General features: G+C 64.2%; 16 protein-coding genes. 1 reads left to right on the forward strand and 15 read right to left on the reverse strand.

What is annotated here, in order from left to right:
• Positions 1-36: 36 nt before the first annotated feature.
• The 6 genes from truB to rimP all read right to left on the reverse strand — a co-directional run bounded on the left by truB (position 37) and on the right by rimP (position 7,086).
• A complete protein-coding gene (gene truB, locus FJ964_RS09125; RefSeq protein ID WP_140550086.1) occupies positions 37-1,008 on the reverse strand; it encodes a tRNA pseudouridine(55) synthase TruB in 972 nt (323 codons plus the stop codon).
• Positions 1,008-1,421 (reverse strand): 30S ribosome-binding factor RbfA, encoded by a 414-nt coding sequence (gene rbfA, locus FJ964_RS09130; protein ID WP_140550087.1) that lies wholly within the window; start codon positions 1,419-1,421, stop codon positions 1,008-1,010. The genes truB and rbfA overlap by 1 nt, the downstream gene beginning before the upstream one ends.
• Before the next feature lie 113 nt (positions 1,422-1,534).
• A complete protein-coding gene (infB, locus tag FJ964_RS09135) occupies positions 1,535-4,108 on the reverse strand; it encodes a translation initiation factor IF-2 (RefSeq protein WP_140513170.1) in 2,574 nt (857 codons plus the stop codon).
• Positions 4,105-4,755, reverse strand: a complete 651-nt coding sequence (locus FJ964_RS09140) for an RNA-binding protein (protein WP_140550484.1) — start codon at positions 4,753-4,755, stop codon at positions 4,105-4,107. Before FJ964_RS09140 ends, infB begins: the two co-directional genes overlap by 4 nt.
• A gap of 38 nt (positions 4,756-4,793) precedes the next feature.
• Positions 4,794-6,389 carry a transcription termination factor NusA gene (gene nusA, locus FJ964_RS09145; RefSeq protein WP_140496790.1) on the reverse strand — a complete coding sequence of 532 codons (1,596 nt, stop codon included), beginning with the start codon at positions 6,387-6,389 and terminating at the stop codon, positions 4,794-4,796.
• A 49-nt stretch (positions 6,390-6,438) separates the two neighbouring features.
• Positions 6,439-7,086, reverse strand: coding sequence for a ribosome maturation factor RimP (rimP, locus tag FJ964_RS09150; RefSeq protein ID WP_140550088.1), 648 nt, complete (start codon positions 7,084-7,086; stop codon positions 6,439-6,441).
• 293 nt (positions 7,087-7,379) lie between these two features.
• Here rimP and FJ964_RS09155 point away from each other — a divergent pair, with 293 nt between their 5' ends.
• Positions 7,380-7,544: a hypothetical protein gene (locus FJ964_RS09155; RefSeq protein WP_140550089.1), complete on the forward strand. Its 165-nt coding sequence runs from the start codon at positions 7,380-7,382 to the stop codon at positions 7,542-7,544.
• A gap of 97 nt (positions 7,545-7,641) precedes the next feature.
• Here FJ964_RS09155 and FJ964_RS09160 read toward each other — a convergent pair whose 3' ends face one another.
• From FJ964_RS09160 to miaB, 9 genes are all read right to left on the reverse strand, one after another.
• Positions 7,642-8,343 carry a tRNA (guanosine(46)-N(7))-methyltransferase TrmB gene (locus tag FJ964_RS09160; RefSeq protein ID WP_140550090.1) on the reverse strand — a complete coding sequence of 234 codons (702 nt, stop codon included), beginning with the start codon at positions 8,341-8,343 and terminating at the stop codon, positions 7,642-7,644.
• A 27-nt stretch (positions 8,344-8,370) separates the two neighbouring features.
• Positions 8,371-9,636 (reverse strand): methionine adenosyltransferase, encoded by a 1,266-nt coding sequence (metK, locus tag FJ964_RS09165; protein WP_140550091.1) that lies wholly within the window; start codon positions 9,634-9,636, stop codon positions 8,371-8,373.
• A 170-nt stretch (positions 9,637-9,806) separates the two neighbouring features.
• Positions 9,807-10,226 (reverse strand): helix-turn-helix transcriptional regulator, encoded by a 420-nt coding sequence (locus FJ964_RS09170; RefSeq protein WP_140496800.1) that lies wholly within the window; start codon positions 10,224-10,226, stop codon positions 9,807-9,809.
• Between the two features lie 139 nt (positions 10,227-10,365).
• Positions 10,366-11,958, reverse strand: a complete 1,593-nt coding sequence (gene lnt / locus FJ964_RS09175) for an apolipoprotein N-acyltransferase (protein WP_140550092.1) — start codon at positions 11,956-11,958, stop codon at positions 10,366-10,368.
• A gap of 155 nt (positions 11,959-12,113) precedes the next feature.
• Positions 12,114-12,581 carry a VOC family protein gene (locus FJ964_RS09180; protein WP_140550093.1) on the reverse strand — a complete coding sequence of 156 codons (468 nt, stop codon included), beginning with the start codon at positions 12,579-12,581 and terminating at the stop codon, positions 12,114-12,116.
• Between the two features lie 10 nt (positions 12,582-12,591).
• Positions 12,592-13,686 (reverse strand): hemolysin family protein, encoded by a 1,095-nt coding sequence (locus tag FJ964_RS09185; protein WP_140550094.1) that lies wholly within the window; start codon positions 13,684-13,686, stop codon positions 12,592-12,594.
• Between the two features lie 28 nt (positions 13,687-13,714).
• Positions 13,715-14,221, reverse strand: a complete 507-nt coding sequence (gene ybeY / locus FJ964_RS09190) for an rRNA maturation RNase YbeY (RefSeq protein ID WP_140550095.1) — start codon at positions 14,219-14,221, stop codon at positions 13,715-13,717.
• A gap of 17 nt (positions 14,222-14,238) precedes the next feature.
• The gene (locus FJ964_RS09195; RefSeq protein WP_224518987.1) at positions 14,239-15,231 is read right to left on the reverse strand and encodes a PhoH family protein; all 993 of its coding nucleotides are present in this window, start codon (positions 15,229-15,231) and stop codon (positions 14,239-14,241) included.
• A gap of 83 nt (positions 15,232-15,314) precedes the next feature.
• Positions 15,315-16,724: a tRNA (N6-isopentenyl adenosine(37)-C2)-methylthiotransferase MiaB gene (gene miaB, locus FJ964_RS09200; protein WP_140550096.1), complete on the reverse strand. Its 1,410-nt coding sequence runs from the start codon at positions 16,722-16,724 to the stop codon at positions 15,315-15,317.
• Positions 16,725-16,738 lie beyond the last annotated feature (14 nt).

Consider the following 16,738-nt stretch of genomic DNA (forward strand, 5'->3'; position numbering starts at 1 on the left):
TCGGATAGATGTCGCATAGAGATCAGATGAGGGTTCTCACCCGGCAAAAACCCGTTTGGGCTTGAACATGCCCTGCTCGACGGCGCCGATGGCCACCAGCTTGCCGCGCGCGGTCGCGCAGGCTTCTTCGGCCTCCACCGGCGCGTCGCGGCCGCGGATGATGACGGGATTGCCGAGGCGGATCTTCGTCGCCGCATCGTCGCTGATGGCGATCTGCGGCAGGCAGTCGAGTGCTGCCGAGGTGTCGACAAGCAGCGCATCGATCGCGCCAAAATCGATCGGCGCTTCTATCGTATCGGGGGACGGTTCCTGCGTGCCATGATCCTGCTCGCCGAAGCGCGCCGCCTCCAGTTCGGCGACGGTGACGAAATCCTCGGCAGTGAACGGCTCGACCTCGATCCGGCGCAGTTCAGAAATATGGCCGAAGCAGCCGAGATCGCGGCCCATATCGCGGGCCAGCGAGCGCACATAGGTGCCCTTGCCGCATTCGACCTCGAAAACCGTATGATCGGCCCCGTGCTCGACGATGTCGAGGCGGCCGATTTCGATCTCGCGCGCGGGAATATCGACCGTCTCGCCGTCGCGGGCGAGATCATAGGCGCGTTCGCCCGCGATCTTGATGGCCGAGAATTGCGGCGGCATCTGCATGATGACGCCGGTGTATTTCGACAGCAGCGCCTGCACTTCGGCCTCCGCGGGACGCCGATCGGAGTCCCTCGTCACCGGACCTTCGAGGTCGTCGGTCGAGCGCTCCTGCCCCCAGGCGACGGTGAAGCGGTAGATCTTGGCGCCGTCCTGAACGTAGGGCACGGTCTTGGTGGCTTCACCGAGCGCGATCGGCAGCATGCCGGAAGCGAGCGGATCGAGTGTGCCGGCGTGGCCGGCCTTCTCCGCCTGGAACAGCCACTTGATCTTGGAGACGGCCTCGGTCGAGCCCATGCCGACCGGCTTGTCCAGCACCACCCAGCCCGAGACCGGCCGGCCCTTCTTCTTGCCGCGGCGCGCCATTATTCGCTGTCCTTATCGTCGTCGTTCGCATCCAGATCGCGCGATACTTCCGGCGACTTCAGGAGATCGTTGATCCTGGCGAAATTATCGAAGGAGGTGTCGAGCCGGAAGCGAAACTCGGGCATGTACTTCATCTGCCGCAGCGCGCCGGAGACACGGCCGCGGATGAACTTGGCATGCTTGTTGAGCGCCTCGACCACCGCGCCGGCGTCCGTGGCGCCGAGCGGCGAGATGAAGGCGGTTGCGATCTTGAGGTCGGGCGACATACGCACTTCCGAGACCGAAACCACGGCATTCTCGACCAGCGGATCGATGATCTCGCCGCGCTGCAAGGTTTCGGACAGCGCATGGCGCACCTGCTCGCCGACGCGCAGCATGCGCTGGGATGGGCCTGATGTGGTCGAACGGGGCATTTTTCTCGATCCTGAAAGCGTGGGGCGCGGGATAGGACCGTGCCTCATGTCTCAAATGTTAGCCAGGCGGCAGCCTCTCGGCCACCGCCTGGCATGACGGATGTCGCACGAACTCAGAGCGTGCGGGTTACCATCTCGACGCGGAAGCACTCGATGATGTCGCCGACGCGCATGTCCTCGTAGTTCTGGAAGGCCATGCCGCATTCCTGGCCGCCCGGGACTTCCGAAACCTCGTCCTTGAAGCGCTTCAGCGTCTTCAGCGTGCCTTCGTGGATGACGACGTTGTCGCGGATCAGGCGCACGCCCGCGCCACGCTCCACCTTGCCTTCGGTGACACGGCAGCCGGCGATCTTGCCGACCTTGGTGATGTCGAAGATCTCGAGGATCTGCGCATTGCCGATGAAGGTCTCGCGACGCTCCGGCGAGAGCATACCCGACAGAGCCGCCTTCACGTCATCAACGAGGTTGTAGATGATCGAGTAGTAGCGGATCTCGATGCCCGCGGCCGCGGCGGCGGCGCGTGCCTGCACATTGGCGCGGACGTTGAAGCCGATGATCGCCGCACCCGACGTCTCCGCCAGCGACACGTCGCTTTCGGTGATGGCGCCGGCGCCGGCATGGACGATGCGCGCACGCACCTCGTCGGTGCCGAGCTTGTCGAGCGCTGCGTTGATCGCCTCGATCGAACCCTGCACGTCGCCCTTGATGACCAGCGGGAACTCCTTCAGTCCGCTCGTCTGCAGCTGCGACATCATCTGTTCGAGCGAACCGCGCTGGCCGGCATGGCGGGCAACCGCCTTCTCGCGGGCCAGACGCTGGCGATATTCGGTGATCTCGCGGGCGCGGGCCTCGTTGTTGACCACCGCGAAGCGGTCGCCGGCCTGCGGCGTGCCCTGGAGGCCGAGCACCTCGACCGGCATCGCCGGCGGCGCTTCCTTGACGTGTTCGCCACGATCGTCGACCAGCGCGCGCACACGGCCCCATTCATTGCCGGCGACAAGGATGTCGCCCGGCATCAGCGTGCCGGTCTGCACCAGCACGGTGGCGACGGGGCCACGGCCCTTGTCGAGCTGCGCCTCGATGACGACGCCCTCGGCGGTGCGGTCCGGATTGGCCTTGAGGTCGAGGATTTCGGCCTGCAGCAGGATCGCTTCGAGCAGCTTGTCGAGATTGGTGCCCTTGGTCGCCGACACTTCGACGTCCAACACCTCGCCGCCCATCGATTCCACGAACACCTCGTGGCGCAACAGCTCGGAGCGCACTTTCTGCGGATCGGCGTCATGCTTGTCGATTTTGTTGATCGCCACGATGATCGGAACGCCGGCCGCCTTGGCATGACTGATCGACTCGATCGTCTGCGGCATCACGCTGTCATCGGCCGCCACCACCAGGATGGCAATGTCGGTGGCCTGGGCGCCGCGGGCGCGCATGGCCGTGAAGGCGGCGTGGCCGGGCGTGTCGATGAAGGTGATCTTCTGGCCGTTCTTCTCGACCTGATAGGCGCCGATATGCTGGGTGATGCCGCCGGCCTCGCCGGAGACGACATTGGCGTTGCGGATCGCGTCGAGCAGCGAGGTCTTGCCGTGGTCGACATGGCCCATGATGGTCACGACAGGCGGACGCGACACCAGGTCTTCCGGACGGTCGGCGATGTTGAACAGGCCTTCCTCGATGTCGGACTCGGCGACGCGGCGGACCGTGTGGCCGAATTCAGTGGCGACCAGTTCCGCCGTGTCGGCGTCGATGACGTCGCCCGGCTTCAGGATCTGGCCCTGCTTCATGAAGAACTTGACCACATCGACGGCGCGCTCGGACATGCGCTGCGCCAGTTCCTGGATGGTGATGGTTTCGGGCAGGATCACTTCGCGCATAACCTTCTCGCGCGGCTCATTGTGCATCGCGCGCTTGAACTTTTCCTGGCGGCGGCGCATCGACGACAGCGAACGGGCCCGCGCATCCTCGTCGGAAAGCGCGGAGTTCAAAGTCAGCTTGCCGCGACGGCGGTCTTCCTCGCCCTTGGTCGGCTTGGCCGGACGCGCCACTTCGGGCGTCACCAGACGGCGCACCGGCGCACCGGCGCCAGTCCGCTTCGGCTTGACCTCTTCTTCCTCGTCGGCGGTCGCCAGTTCGGCAGCCTGCGGCGCGCGGCGACGCGCCTCTTCCTCGGCGCGGCGGCGGGATTCGGCCTCGGCCTGCAACCGCGCTTCTTCCTCGGCCTGGCGGCGTGCGGATTCCTCGCGCTCGCGCTTGCGGCGCTCCTCATCCTCGGCGCGGCGCTTGGCTTCCTCGACGGCGCGCTGGCGGTCCTCGACCTCACGGGCCTTGGAGCCTTCGAGCGCCCTGCGGCGCGCTTCCATTTCGCTACGCGACAGCTCGTTCAACACCATGCCGCTACGCTCGACCGGTGCCGGCGGAGGTGGAGGCGGTGCCTTGGGTGCCTCCTGCACGACGGGAGCCGCCGCGACCGCCGGCTTCGGGGTGAACACGGGCGCCGCCACCGCCGGCTCCGGCTTGTCGCCGGGCAGCGAGAATTTGCGCTTCTTGGTCTCGACCACGACCGACTTGGTGCGGCCGTGCGAGAAGTTCTGGCGCACGGTGCCCTGTTCCATGCCGGGGCGCTTCAGCGTCAAGGTCTTCTTCGGCGTAACACTCAACGTCTTGTCGTCGCCCGATTTCGTATCGCTCATTCCATATCCTCTGCGGCCTCATCTTCGTCAGCAACGGCCGCAAGCATTGCCAGATCGTCCGGGGTACCGCCCCGATATCGGTCGAGCGCAACCATGCGCTTCTGGACCGCCTTACCCGCGTCTCCCGCGAGGACGGCAGCATGTATCACATTTGTACCCCCCAATGCCAAGCTCAACTCGGCCTCGGAGAAAAGTTTGTAGGCAAGGATGGAGGGGCCGCCAATATGGACGGTCGCCCGCCGCGCCTGGCTGATCTTGCGCACACCATCGTCTGAAGCTTCGGTCGCGTGGAGCACGAAAAGCGCCAATCCACCGCGCACCGCGCTCTCCACCTTGGTGGCGCCCAGCGCGATCGCCCCTGCCTTGCGAGCGAGACCCAGCATGCCAAGGGCGGATCTGGAAAGCAGCCCATCGACCATGCCGCCGAGATCGGGCGGTACGATCACCTGTGCCTTGAAGGCGCGGCCGAAGAGGTTCTTCGCCGCCGCCTTGTCGATATGTAGGCGGTCGGCGCTCACCCAGCAACCACGGCCGGGCAGATTTCTCTTGAGATCCGGAACGACGGCCGAATCCGGGCCGACGACGAACCGGATCAGTTCATCCGGTTCGGCCTGCTTGCGGGTGACGATGCAGGTGCGATCGTTCATCTCGTCCAAGGGCGGTTTCTGTGCGATGCGGTTTCACCTCACGCACCAACGGCTTCGTCAGCCGGCGCTTCTTCGGCTGCAAGCTCGTCTTCGGAAATCCAGCCGGCCTTGAGACGGGCCGCGAGCACCATCTGCTCGGCATCGGCGCGCGAAACGCCATGATCGGCCAGCACGCCCGGATACACCTTGGTCTCGCCGTCCTTGCGTTCCTTCCAGCCGGTGAGGTCGTCGGCGGCATAGCCGGCGAAATCCTCGATCGTCTTCACGCCGTCCTCGCCAAGCGTCACCATCATGGCGGTGGTGATGCCCGGGATTTCGCGCAGCTCGTCCTTGACGCCCAGCGCCTTGCGCTTTTCGTCGTGCTCGGCTTCGATCTTCTCCAGATATTCGCGGGCCCGGGTCTGAATCTCCGAGGCGGTATCCTCATCGAAGCCGTCGATCGAGGCGATTTCGCCGGCATCGACATAGGCGACTTCCTCGACGCTGGTGAAGCCTTCGGAGGCAAGCACCTGGCCGACCATCTCATCGACGTCGAGAGCTTCCATGAACAGCGCCGAACGCTCGACGAATTCCTTCTGGCGGCGCTCGGATTCCTCGGCCTCGGTCAGGATGTCGATATCCCAGCCGGTGAGCTGCGAAGCAAGGCGCACATTCTGGCCGCGGCGGCCGATGGCCAGCGAGAGCTGGTCGTCCGGCACCACCACTTCGATGCGCTCGGCGTCCTCGTCGAGCACAACCTTGGCGACTTCCGCCGGCTGCAGCGCGTTGACGATGAAGGATGCGGCCGAGGGCGACCACGGAATGATGTCGATCTTCTCGCCCTGCAATTCGGCGACGACCGCCTGGACGCGGCTGCCGCGCATGCCGACGCAGGCGCCGACCGGATCGATCGAGCTGTCGCGCGAGATGACGGCGATCTTGGCGCGCGAACCGGGATCGCGGGCGACCGACTTGATCTCGATGATGCCGTCATAGATCTCCGGCACTTCCATGGTGAAGAGCTTGGCCATGAACTGCGGATGGGTGCGCGACAGGAAGATCTGCGGGCCGCGCTGCTCACGGCGCACGTCGTAGACATAGGCGCGGACGCGATCGCCATATTTGTAGTTTTCGCGCGGGATCAGCTCGTCGCGGCGGATGATCGCTTCGCCACGGCCGAGATCCACGATGACATTGCCGTATTCGACGCGCTTGACGGTTCCGTTGACGATCTCGCCGATACGGTCCTTGTATTCATCATACTGGCGGTCGCGCTCGGCCTCGCGCACCTTCTGCACGATGACCTGCTTGGCCGACTGGGCGGCGATGCGGCCGAAATCCATCGGCGGCAGCTGTTCGGCGATGAAGTCGCCGAGTTGGGCGTCAGGATTGCGCTCCCGCGCCGAGGAAATGGCGATCTGCGTGGCGTAGTCGTCGACCTTCTCGACCACTTCCATCAGTCGCTGGAGCTTCATCTCACCGGTGTTGGGGTTGATGTCGGCGCGGATGTTGGTCTCCTGGCCATAACGCGAGCGTGCCGCCTTCTGGATCGCATCGGCCATGGCGGCGATGACGATCGACTTGTCGATCGACTTTTCACGCGCGACCGCGTCGGCAATCTGCAGCAGTTCAAGTCTGTTGGCGCTTACAACCATGTTTTTTCTCCCGAGCCTGTTTGCCGGGCCTTGGGGCCTGGCAGCTCAATCAACTTTCCTGTTCGTGTTCTTCCGTAGCGCCCGAATCCGTACCCTCCGGTACGTCGTCGTCCGGTTCGCCGCGGCGTTTCCTGGCTTCCTTGCGCGCCCTGTTGTCCTTCGACAACGCATCACGGATGAGGTCGTCGGTCAGGATCAGCCGGGCTTCGGCAATGGCGTCATAGGGCACGCGCACTGTCGGCTCCTCACCGTAGGCCGCCTTGTCGCGCTCGATCAGCACATCGTTCTCACCGGCTTCGGCGATCTTGCCCTTGAAGCGCTTGCGATCCGCGACAACGACCGATGTTTCCATCTTCACCAGATGACCGGTCCAGGTCACGAAATCCGATTTGCGCACCAGCGGCCGGTCGATGCCGGGCGATGAGACTTCGAGATGATACGCCTTCTCGATGGGATCGTCGACGTCGAGCGCCGGCGACACCGCACGGCTCACCTCTTCGCAATCCTCGACGGTCATGGTGCCGTCCTCGCGCTCAGCCATGATCTGCAGCGTCAGCCCGTTCTGGCCGGACAGATGCACGCGTACAAGGCGAAAGCCGATGCCGCGCAGCACCGGCTGGACGATCAGCGCGATGCGCGCATCGATGCCGCTTTCGCGGATGATGCGATCGTCGCTCTCGCTTGCCGTTGACGTCATTCGATTCCTGTCGATCATTCTCTAGCCGTCGGCAGGTAATAAAAAAGAGCGGGACCGGGTGGACCCACTCTTCGTCATACCGACCAAGAATTTGAGGCTGATATAAACGATCCGCCCCCGTGTTTCAAGCCCGCCGTCCCAACTGCGCGCATGTCCGGTGCATTGGGCTTGCGCCAGGTGCATGCCATCCATGCGGCAACGGCCCTTGTTGGTCCTCAAGCCGCGCTCCTATCTATGTTGCATTGCACAAAACGATAGCGATAGCGCGTTACTGCACGCAAAAGGACATGACAATGAACAGCCGCAAGGTTTTTTCCGCCATAGGCGATCTCTTCACCACATTCGGCAGCGCCGTAGCCGCGTCGCGGGCTGTGGAAGCGGGCCGCAAGCCGCGCGTCCACGATCTGCGTAGGCTCGGCATGGATCCGACGGCTTTCGACAAGATCGGCCGTTTCTGAACTCCGGCCAGCGGGCGACATTCGATTTCTGTGCCCCGCAACAGTTGAAGATCGCGCCCTCACGAGGGGTCCAAGTTCTGAGCCCAGGTCCTGATGCCTAAGTCCTGATGAAGGTAAGATAGGCCGGCCGCCTGCCCTCGCGGATGGCCTTCGCCTCATAGCGGGTGCCCGGCCAGCCATCGTAGGGGCGATGCCAGTCGGCGGCCTCTGAAGCCTGCCAGGCGAAACCGCCATGCGCGCGGCAATGCAGCAGGGTCCAGTTCACATAGGTGTCGATGTCGGAAGCGAAACGGAATTCGCCGCCACGCTTCACAACGCGTGCGAAACGCTCGAGATTGACCGGACTGACGAAACGGCGCTTCCAGTGCTTCTTCTTCGGCCACGGATCGGGATAGAGCAGGTCGATGCCATCGAGCGAGGCCTGCGGCAGCCAGTCGAGCAGTCCGGTGGCGTCGTCGTCATAGACCCTGAGGTTGGCCAGCGGCTTTTCCCGCACCGCCATCATCATCTTGGCCATGCCGTTGACGAAGGGCTCGACGCCGATAAAGCCGGTCATCGGCGCTTCGGTCGCGCGATGCAGGAGATGCTCGCCGCCGCCAAAGCCGATTTCGAGGCGAACGGCGGAAACATCGGCTTCGAACAGAGCCCGCAAATCCGACGGCGCCTCGGTCGTCAGATCGAGCCGATAGGTGTCGAGGCCGCTTTGCAGCGCCGCCGCCTGCTGCGGGCGAACCGGCTTGCCGCGCCGACGGCCGAAGAAGGCTTCTGTCGCGCGGCTTGGCCTGTCTCCGGAGTTCATCGGCTGATCAAGGCCCCGTCGCCGCCCTCAGGCAGCGACGGCATCCTTGAGCGCCTTGGCGAGATCGGTCTTTTCCCAGGAAAAAGATCCATCGCGGCCGGCCTTGCGGCCGAAATGACCGTAGGACGAGGTCTTGGCGTAGATCGGCTTGTTGAGGTCGAGGTGGCGGCGGATGCCGGACGGCGACAGGTCCATCACGCTGCGCAGCGCCTCCTCGAGCCTTGCCTCGTCGACCTTGCCGGTGCCGTGCAGGTCGACATAGACCGACAAGGGCTGGGCAACGCCGATGGCGTAGGAAAGCTGGATGGTGCAGCGGTCTGCAAGTTTCGCCGCCACAACGTTCTTGGCCAGGTAGCGCGCCGCATAAGCGGCCGAACGGTCGACCTTGGTGGTGTCCTTGCCCGAGAAGGCGCCGCCGCCATGGGGCGCGGCGCCGCCATAGGTGTCGACGATGATCTTGCGGCCGGTCAGCCCGGCGTCGCCATCAGGCCCGCCGATGACGAACTTGCCGGTCGGATTGATGTACCACATGCAATCGTCGGCGATCTTGAGGTCACCCAGTGCCTCGCGGATATAGGGCTCGACGACCTTGCGCACCTTCTTGGAATCCCAGCTCGCATCGAGGTGCTGGGTCGACAGCACGATCTGCGTCGCCTCGGCGGCCTTGCCGTCGATATAGCGGACGGTGACCTGGCTCTTGGCGTCCGGCCCGAGCTTGCCGGCATCGCCGTTGTTCTGGTGGCGGGCGGCGGCCAGAAGTTCGAGGATCTTGTGGCTGTAGTAGATCGGCGCCGGCATCAGGTCCGGCGTCTCGCGGCAGGCATAGCCAAACATGATGCCCTGGTCGCCGGCACCCTCCTCGCCCTGGCGGTCGGAGGCATTGTCGACGCCTTGGCCGATGTCGGGCGACTGGCCATGCAACAGAACGTCGATCTTGGCCTTCTTCCAGTGGAAGCCGGCCTGCTCATAGCCGATCTCGCGGATCGCCTTGCGGGCGACCGACTTGAACTTCGCCGGGTTGACGACCGGATGGCCGGCGGCATCCCTGAGGATGTTGCCTTCCTTGTCCTTCTTCAGCAGCGTCTCGGGGACGCGCACCTCGCCGGCGATGACGACGCGGTTGGTGGTCGCCAGCGTCTCGCAGGCGACGCGGACTTTCCACGGGTCCATGCCCGTCTTCTTGGCCTCACGGTAGACCAGGTCGACGATCTCGTCGGAGATCCGGTCACAGACTTTGTCGGGATGGCCCTCGGCAACGGATTCCGAGGTAAAGAAGTAGTTCTGCCGCGTCACGGGTGTCCCCTCTTGAAAAAACGATCGGCAGGCTGCCGATTTGGCGCGCCACGTGTTAGCGGGGCGAAGCGCCGCTCGTCAAGCGGTGCCGCCCTTCTGGCATGAATGTCGATGTCGATATTTTGTACCACCAGCGGCCGGAATGCCGCCGGTTCGAGTCCTGTTGCGGGTCAGTCGGAATCTTCGGACGCCAGCGACTTCACCAGGTCTATGATCCTGCGACGCACCTTGACGTCGGCGATCTTGACGAAGGCCCGGTTGAGCTGAAGGCCCTCCGGGCTGCCGCAGAATTCCACGGCGAAAGCCATCGAGGCATCCTCCGCGAATCCGCGGCCGGCCGGGCTCTCCTGGCCCGGCGCATCCTCGAAAAAGAAGGCGACAGGCACGCCGAGTATGGATGCTATCGCCTGCAGGCGGCTTGCGCCGACACGGTTGGTGCCCTTTTCATATTTCTGTATCTGCTGAAATGTGATGCCGAGGTTCTCGCCTAGTTTTTCCTGGCTCATTCCCAACATATTGCGGCGAAGCCGGATGCGACTTCCAACATGGATGTCGATCGGATTCGGTTTCTTCTTGTTATCTTCTGTCATTTTTTCCTCGCCGAATTTTTTCGGCTTTGTGATTTTTTTCCTACCCAAACAAAGCCGGAGGCGACTGCCCCAACAGAACGATCCACCGACTTCGAGAAATTTTCAGGCGTTACAGTATGAGTTTCTAATGTGTCGACTGTCAATTCACCCGTAGCCTTTGCCTTACATTGAACAGGACGGCAGTTAGGGCAAACAGCAACATGATCAGCATTCCGTTAATGCGCAGCTGGCCGGCGGACACGACCGCCTGCCGCGAGATTGGCACACGGACATCGATGGCCCCGCGCGCGTCGATCGCCAACGCATCGACGATGCGCCCGCGTGGGTCGACAACCGCCGAGATGCCGTTATTGGCCGCACGCAACAAGGGCAACCCGTTCTCCACCGCGCGAATCTGAGCCTGCCGGAAATGCTGATAGGGACCCGGCGTATCGCCGAACCACGCATCGTTGGTAACGTTGACAATAAGCTGCGCTGACGTTGCGTCAACCGCCACCAGTTCAGGAAAGATCACCTCGTAACAGATGAAGGGCAGGGCGCGGACGCCGTCCGGCAGCGTGATCGCATGACGCTCATTGCCTGCCGTGAAGGTCACCGGGCCAGCGACCAGTTGTTCGATGCCGAAACGGTCGAGCAGGTCGGCGAAAGGCAGGTATTCGCCGAACGGCACCAGATGGACCTTGTCGACGGCGTCAGCGATTTCGCCCTTGTCGTTGATCGCCACCACGGAGTTGTAGTAGCGGCTGCCGGCACCGGCCGCCGGGCCGCCTTCCTCGCGCACGACGCCGGCGATCAGCATCTGGCCGGCGTCCAGCATGTCGCCCAGTGCGGTCAACGCGTCCGGCCGCTCGGTGAGGAGGAACGGGACCGAGGTTTCGGGCCACAGGATCAGTTTCGGCTTTTCATGGCCGGGGTCCGGCGCCTTGGCCGACAGGCCTATCAAGGTGGCGAAGATGCGGTCGCGTACCGAGGCGTCCCACTTTTCCGAAAGGTCGACGGCGGGCTGGACGATGCGCACATCGATCGTGCGGGCCGCAGGCGCGGCCGGAGCGTTGAGCCTGAGATAGCCGAAGCCGGCATGAGCGGCGACGAGCACGACAAACAGCGCGACGCCAAGACGAAGATGGGTGCGCGCCGCCAGCAGCGCCGGCAGCGAGAAGACGAACACGGCGAGCACGTTCATGCCGACCATGCCGGTGACCGAGACGCTCTGCATCAGCAGGGGCACCGGCATCGCCGCGTAGCCGATCGCATTCCAGGGAAAGCCGGTGAACAGGAAGCCGCGCAGCCATTCGGCCAAGCCGAAGGCGGCGGCCAGAGCCGCGATGCGGCCGATGTCGTTGCTCCACAGGAGCCGGGCGACCATGGCCGCAAAGCCGTAGAAGAAGGCCAATGCAAAGGGGATGCCGACCACCGCGAAGGGCAGCGCCCAGGCGAAACTGTCGGCCTCTACCAGCAGGGCCGAGCCGATCCACCACAGACCGGCGAGGAAATAGCCGAAGCCGAACCACCAGCCGACGGCAAAGGCCGGCCGCAGCCGCGCAAAAAGGCTGCCCGAGGCCTCACCGGTCGCCCCGTCGAGCAGCCAGACCAGCAGCGGAAACGAAATGAAACAAGCGGCAAAGAAATCATACGGCGCCTGGCCGAGCACCGCCAGGGCGCCCGCGAGGAACGCCACGAGCGCACGCCGCCAACCCCAAAACAGAATTATCCGGCCGGCCAGGCGGTTCATGCATGGTTCCGAGTCGTGCGAATCACGGCAGCAGATTTATCAGGCCGCGGCCCGCGCTCCAAACTTCGGGTGGCCTGCCGTGAAACCCACTCACCGCTGCTGGAGCCATCACGCAATTCCGGACGCAAAACCGTACACACGTTTCTGGAATTGCTTTAGCGGTGCCACCCTTCTATGCGCACGTCGCCGAGCCGTTCGGCCTCTTCCAGCGGAACCGAGCGGATGGTCTGCGTGAAGGTCCAGACATGGCCCTCGGGATCGCGCGCCCGATACTGGCGCTCGCCGTAGAACTGGTCCGCCGGCTCCTGGATTATTCCGGCACCCGCCGTCCGCGCCTGCTCGCAATGTGCATCAATGCCGTCTTTCAGCCTGACATAGACCGACTGCGTGTTCTTGCCCGAGACCGAGGCCGGGCTGGCGACGTAGTCGCTCCATTCGGAATCAACGATGATATAACAGTTGCCGAACCGCATCTCGGAATGGACGAGCTTGCCGTCGGCATCGCTGACCACCATGCTGCGTTCGAAGCCGAAAGCTGCTTCCAGCCAATCCAGCGCGGCCCGCGGATCCCTGTAGAACACGCCGGATCCCAACGCGGCATGCTTGAAGGGGTCTTCGGTCATCCGCGGGCGCTTAAGCCTGCTCGGTGCGCGCCGCGGCGCGGCGGCGGCGTTCGCCCTTCTGGTTCTGCACGATGCGCACGCGCTTGACGCGGCGCGGATCGGCGTCGAGCACATGGAACTCGAAGCCAGGGATGGCCTGCACCACCTCGCCGCGCGCCGGCACCCGGCCAAGCGTGTTGAAGATCATGCCGCCGATGGTGTCGACATACTCGCCATGTTCGCCGGCGGCGAAATCCCCGCCGATCATCTTGGCAACCTCGTCGATCTCGGCCTTGCCGTCGACGATGAACACGCCTTCACCGGTCTGGGTGATCAGCGGCTCGTCGTCGTCATGCTCGTCCTCGATGTCGCCGACCACCATCTCGACGATGTCCTCGAGCGAGACAAGCCCGTCGGTGCCGCCATACTCGTCGATGACCAGCGCCATCTGCGTGCGGGTCGTCTGCATGCGGCCCATCAGATCGGAGGCTAGCATGGACGGGGGCACGAACAGCACCGGCCGGATCAGGTTCAGTTCGCCTATGGTGCGCGAGAGATCGACCTGGGTGAGGTCGAGAACCATGGCCGCGGGTGTCTTCCTGCTCGCCCGGCCCTTCCTGACGCGCGCAATCTTGGTGATATGGGCCAGCACGTCGCGGATATGGACCATGCCGCGCGGGTCATCGAGCGTCTCGGCATAGACCGGCATGCGGGAATGGCCGGACTGCTCGAACACGCCAAGCAGATCGCCAAGCGTGGTCGCGATCTCGACCGCCTCGATGTCGGCGCGCGGCACCATGACGTCCTCGACGCGCACCTCGCGCAGCCGCAGGATGTTGTTGAGCATGGCGCGTTCGCCCGGCGAGAAGGATTCGACATCGCTCGTCGTCTCGGCGAGCGCGCCGGCGATCTCCTCGCGCAGGCTGGTTCCGTTGCGTTGCCTGAACAGGCCCAGAACGCGGTTGAACAGGGAAGGCCCGGCAGGCGACGGCTCACTCGCGGCGCTGCCGGTGTTGGCAACACCAGGGGTAACGGTACTCGGACTTGATCCCTCTTCCGACGTATCGGAAGCCTTGGTCGCACTGCCGGCGTCGGCGCGGGCGGCAGTCTCTGGTTTGTCGTTCATCTTCGTCCGGTCAATTGGTTAGAAGTAGTTACGCATAGGGATCGGGAATGGCAAGTCTGGCGAGCGCGGCGCGCTCGATCGCCTCCATCTCCTCGGCCTCCGCGTCCGTCTCGTGATCATGGCCCATGAGATGCAGCAGGCCGTGGATGACGAGATGGGAAATATGGTTCTCCAGCGGCTTGTCTTCCAGTGCCGCCTCGCGCGCCACCGTCTCCGCGGCCAACACGATATCGCCGAGCATCGGCGGCAGCCGACCGCCCTTGGGGAAAGGAAAAGCCGGAAAAGACAAGACGTTGGTGGGCTTGTCCTTGCCGCGCCAGCCGGCGTTGAGCGCCCGGATGTGGGCATCGTCGGAAAAAACGACGCTGAGTTCGGAATGGCCAGCCGCACCCGTCTCGGCGAATGCCGCGGCAGCGGCGGCGCCGACCAGCCGGACAAGCTCGGCTTCGTCCGGCCAATGCCCCGCCTCGATCGTCAGATCGATGTCGACGGGCAGCGGCGGAGCCGGCCCGTTCGGCGTTTCGAGCTCAACCATGAGGTCGCTCGATCAAATCAGCCTTCGGTCCCCAGTCCGCGGGCGAGCTTGCCGTCACGGTCGTAGGCCTTGACGATCTCGGCGACCAGCGGATGCCTGACGACGTCGCCTTCATTGAAGCGGACCGTCACCATGCCGGTCACCCCGTCGAGGATCCGGAGCGCCTCGACAAGGCCGGACTTGGTGTTCTGCGGCAGGTCGATCTGCGTCGGGTCGCCGGTGACGATCATGCGCGAATTTTCGCCCAGACGGGTCAGGAACATCTTCATCTGCATCGGCGTGGTGTTCTGCGCCTCGTCGAGGATGACGGCGGCATGCGCCAGCGTGCGGCCGCGCATGAAGGCGAGCGGTGCGATCTCGATCACCTCGGCGGCGATGGCGCGTTCGACCTTGTCGGCCGGCATCATGTCGTAGAGCGCGTCGTAGAGCGGCCGCAGATAGGGATCGACCTTCTCCTTCATGTCGCCGGGCAGAAAACCCAGCCGCTCGCCGGCCTCGACGGCAGGCCGCGACAGCACGATGCGCTCGACCATGCCGCGTTCGAGCAGCATCGCCGCATGCGCCACCGCCAGATAGGTCTTGCCGGTGCCGGCCGGGCCGATACCGAACACCAGTTCCGACCGCTCCAGCGCCCGCATATAGGCGTCCTGCGTGAGCGAGCGGGCGTAGATCGTCTTCTTGCGCGTCGATATCTGGGCGGCCGAGACCTTGCCCTTGCGCTCCAGCGTTGGCAGCGTGAGCTGGTCATCGGCGGCGACCGCCATGCGCACGGCGCCGTCGACATCGGACTGGCCGATATCCACCCCCTTCTGGAGGATGCCGTAGAGGTTGTCGAGCGCGCGGCGGGCCTGCTCGGCGGCGGAAGCCGACCCCTTGATGGTCAGCTGGTTGCCGCGCGAGCGGATGTCGACGCCCAGTTTCTGCTCGAGCCGGGCGAGGTTCTCGTCGAACTGGCCGTAAAGGGCGCTGGCAAGCTTGTTGTTGTCGAAAGTCAGTACGATGTGCGCCATGTCAGAAGCCCCAGATGCCGGTACCGGGGGCAGGTTCTTCAGCTCCGCTGCGCTCAACCGTCTCTCCTCATCTGCCGAGGTCATCAGACCAATTCGGCGAACAGGCTATTGTAGCCCGTCTTCGTGATTCGCACCTGGATAATGTCACCGATTTCGCCGGCCTTTTCATCAACAATAACGGGCTGAAGCCAAGGTGAGCGGCCGACCTTCTGGCCGGCCTGGCGACCGGGCTTCTCAATCAACGTATCTATGGTGCGGCCGACGAGACTCAAGCCGAAATCCTGCTGCTGCTTCAAAAGCAGCGCCTGGAGCCGCTGCAAACGCTCGTCCTTGACCGCTTCCGGCACATGGCCGGCCATCTCGGCGCCCGGCGTGCCGGGGCGCGGCGAATATTTGAACGAGAAGGCCGAGGCGTAGTTCACCTGGCGTACCAGTTCCATCGTCGCCTCGAAATCGGCTTGCGTCTCGCCGGGGAAGCCGACGATGAAATCGCCCGACAGCGCGATATCGGGGCGCGCGGCGCGGATGCGGTCGAGCAGCGCCAGATAATCATCCGCCGTATGCCTGCGGTTCATCGCCTTCAGGATGCGGTCGGACCCTGATTGCACCGGCAGATGCAGATACGGCATCAGTTCCGGCAGGTCGCGATGGGCCGCTATCAGTTCGTCATCCATGTCGCGTGGATGGCTCGTGGTGTAGCGCAGGCGCGCCAGCCCGGGGATTTCGGCCAGCCTGAACAGAAGGCGGCCAAGGCCCCATTCCTCGCCGTTCTCGCCTTGTCCGTGCCAGGCATTGACGTTCTGGCCAAGCAGCGTCACCTCGCGCACTCCGGCCTCGGCCAGGCGCTCGGCTTCGGCGACGATCTGTGCCACCGGCCGCGACACTTCGGACCCCCTTGTGTAGGGCACGACGCAGAAGGTGCAGAACTTGTCGCAGCCTTCCTGGACGGTGAGGAAGGCGGTGACGCCGCGCTTGATCACCTCGGCGCGCTTCGGCTGCGGCAAGTGCTCGAACTTGTCCTCGATGGCGTAGTCGGTCTCGACGATCTTCTCGCCGCCGCGCACCCTGGCCAGCACGTCCGGCAGCCGGTGATAGGTCTGCGGGCCGATGACCAGGTCGACGGCGGGCGAGCGGCGGATGATCTCGGCGCCTTCGGCCTGCGCCACGCAACCGGCGACACCGATCAGCAATTCGCGGCCGGCGGCGGCGCGTTCGGCCTTCATTTCGCGAATGCGACCGAGCTCGGAATAGACCTTTTCAGCCGCTTTTTCCCTGATATGACAGGTGTTTAGCAGCACCAGATCGGCTTCGCCGATGGTCTGCGTCGCCGTGTAGCCGTCGGCGGCCAGCGCATCGGTCATGCGCTGCGAATCATAGACGTTCATCTGGCAGCCATAAGTCTTGACGAAGACCTTTTTCGCTGCCGCGGAGATCACTGGCTGCTGTCCAGCCGCAGTGCCGATGTCGTCGCTTTCAACCGTGTTCAAGTCCATGCGGCGGCTTCTAA

It is taken from the genome of Mesorhizobium sp. B2-3-2 (genome assembly GCF_006442295.1).
Lineage (GTDB): Bacteria > Pseudomonadota > Alphaproteobacteria > Rhizobiales > Rhizobiaceae > Mesorhizobium.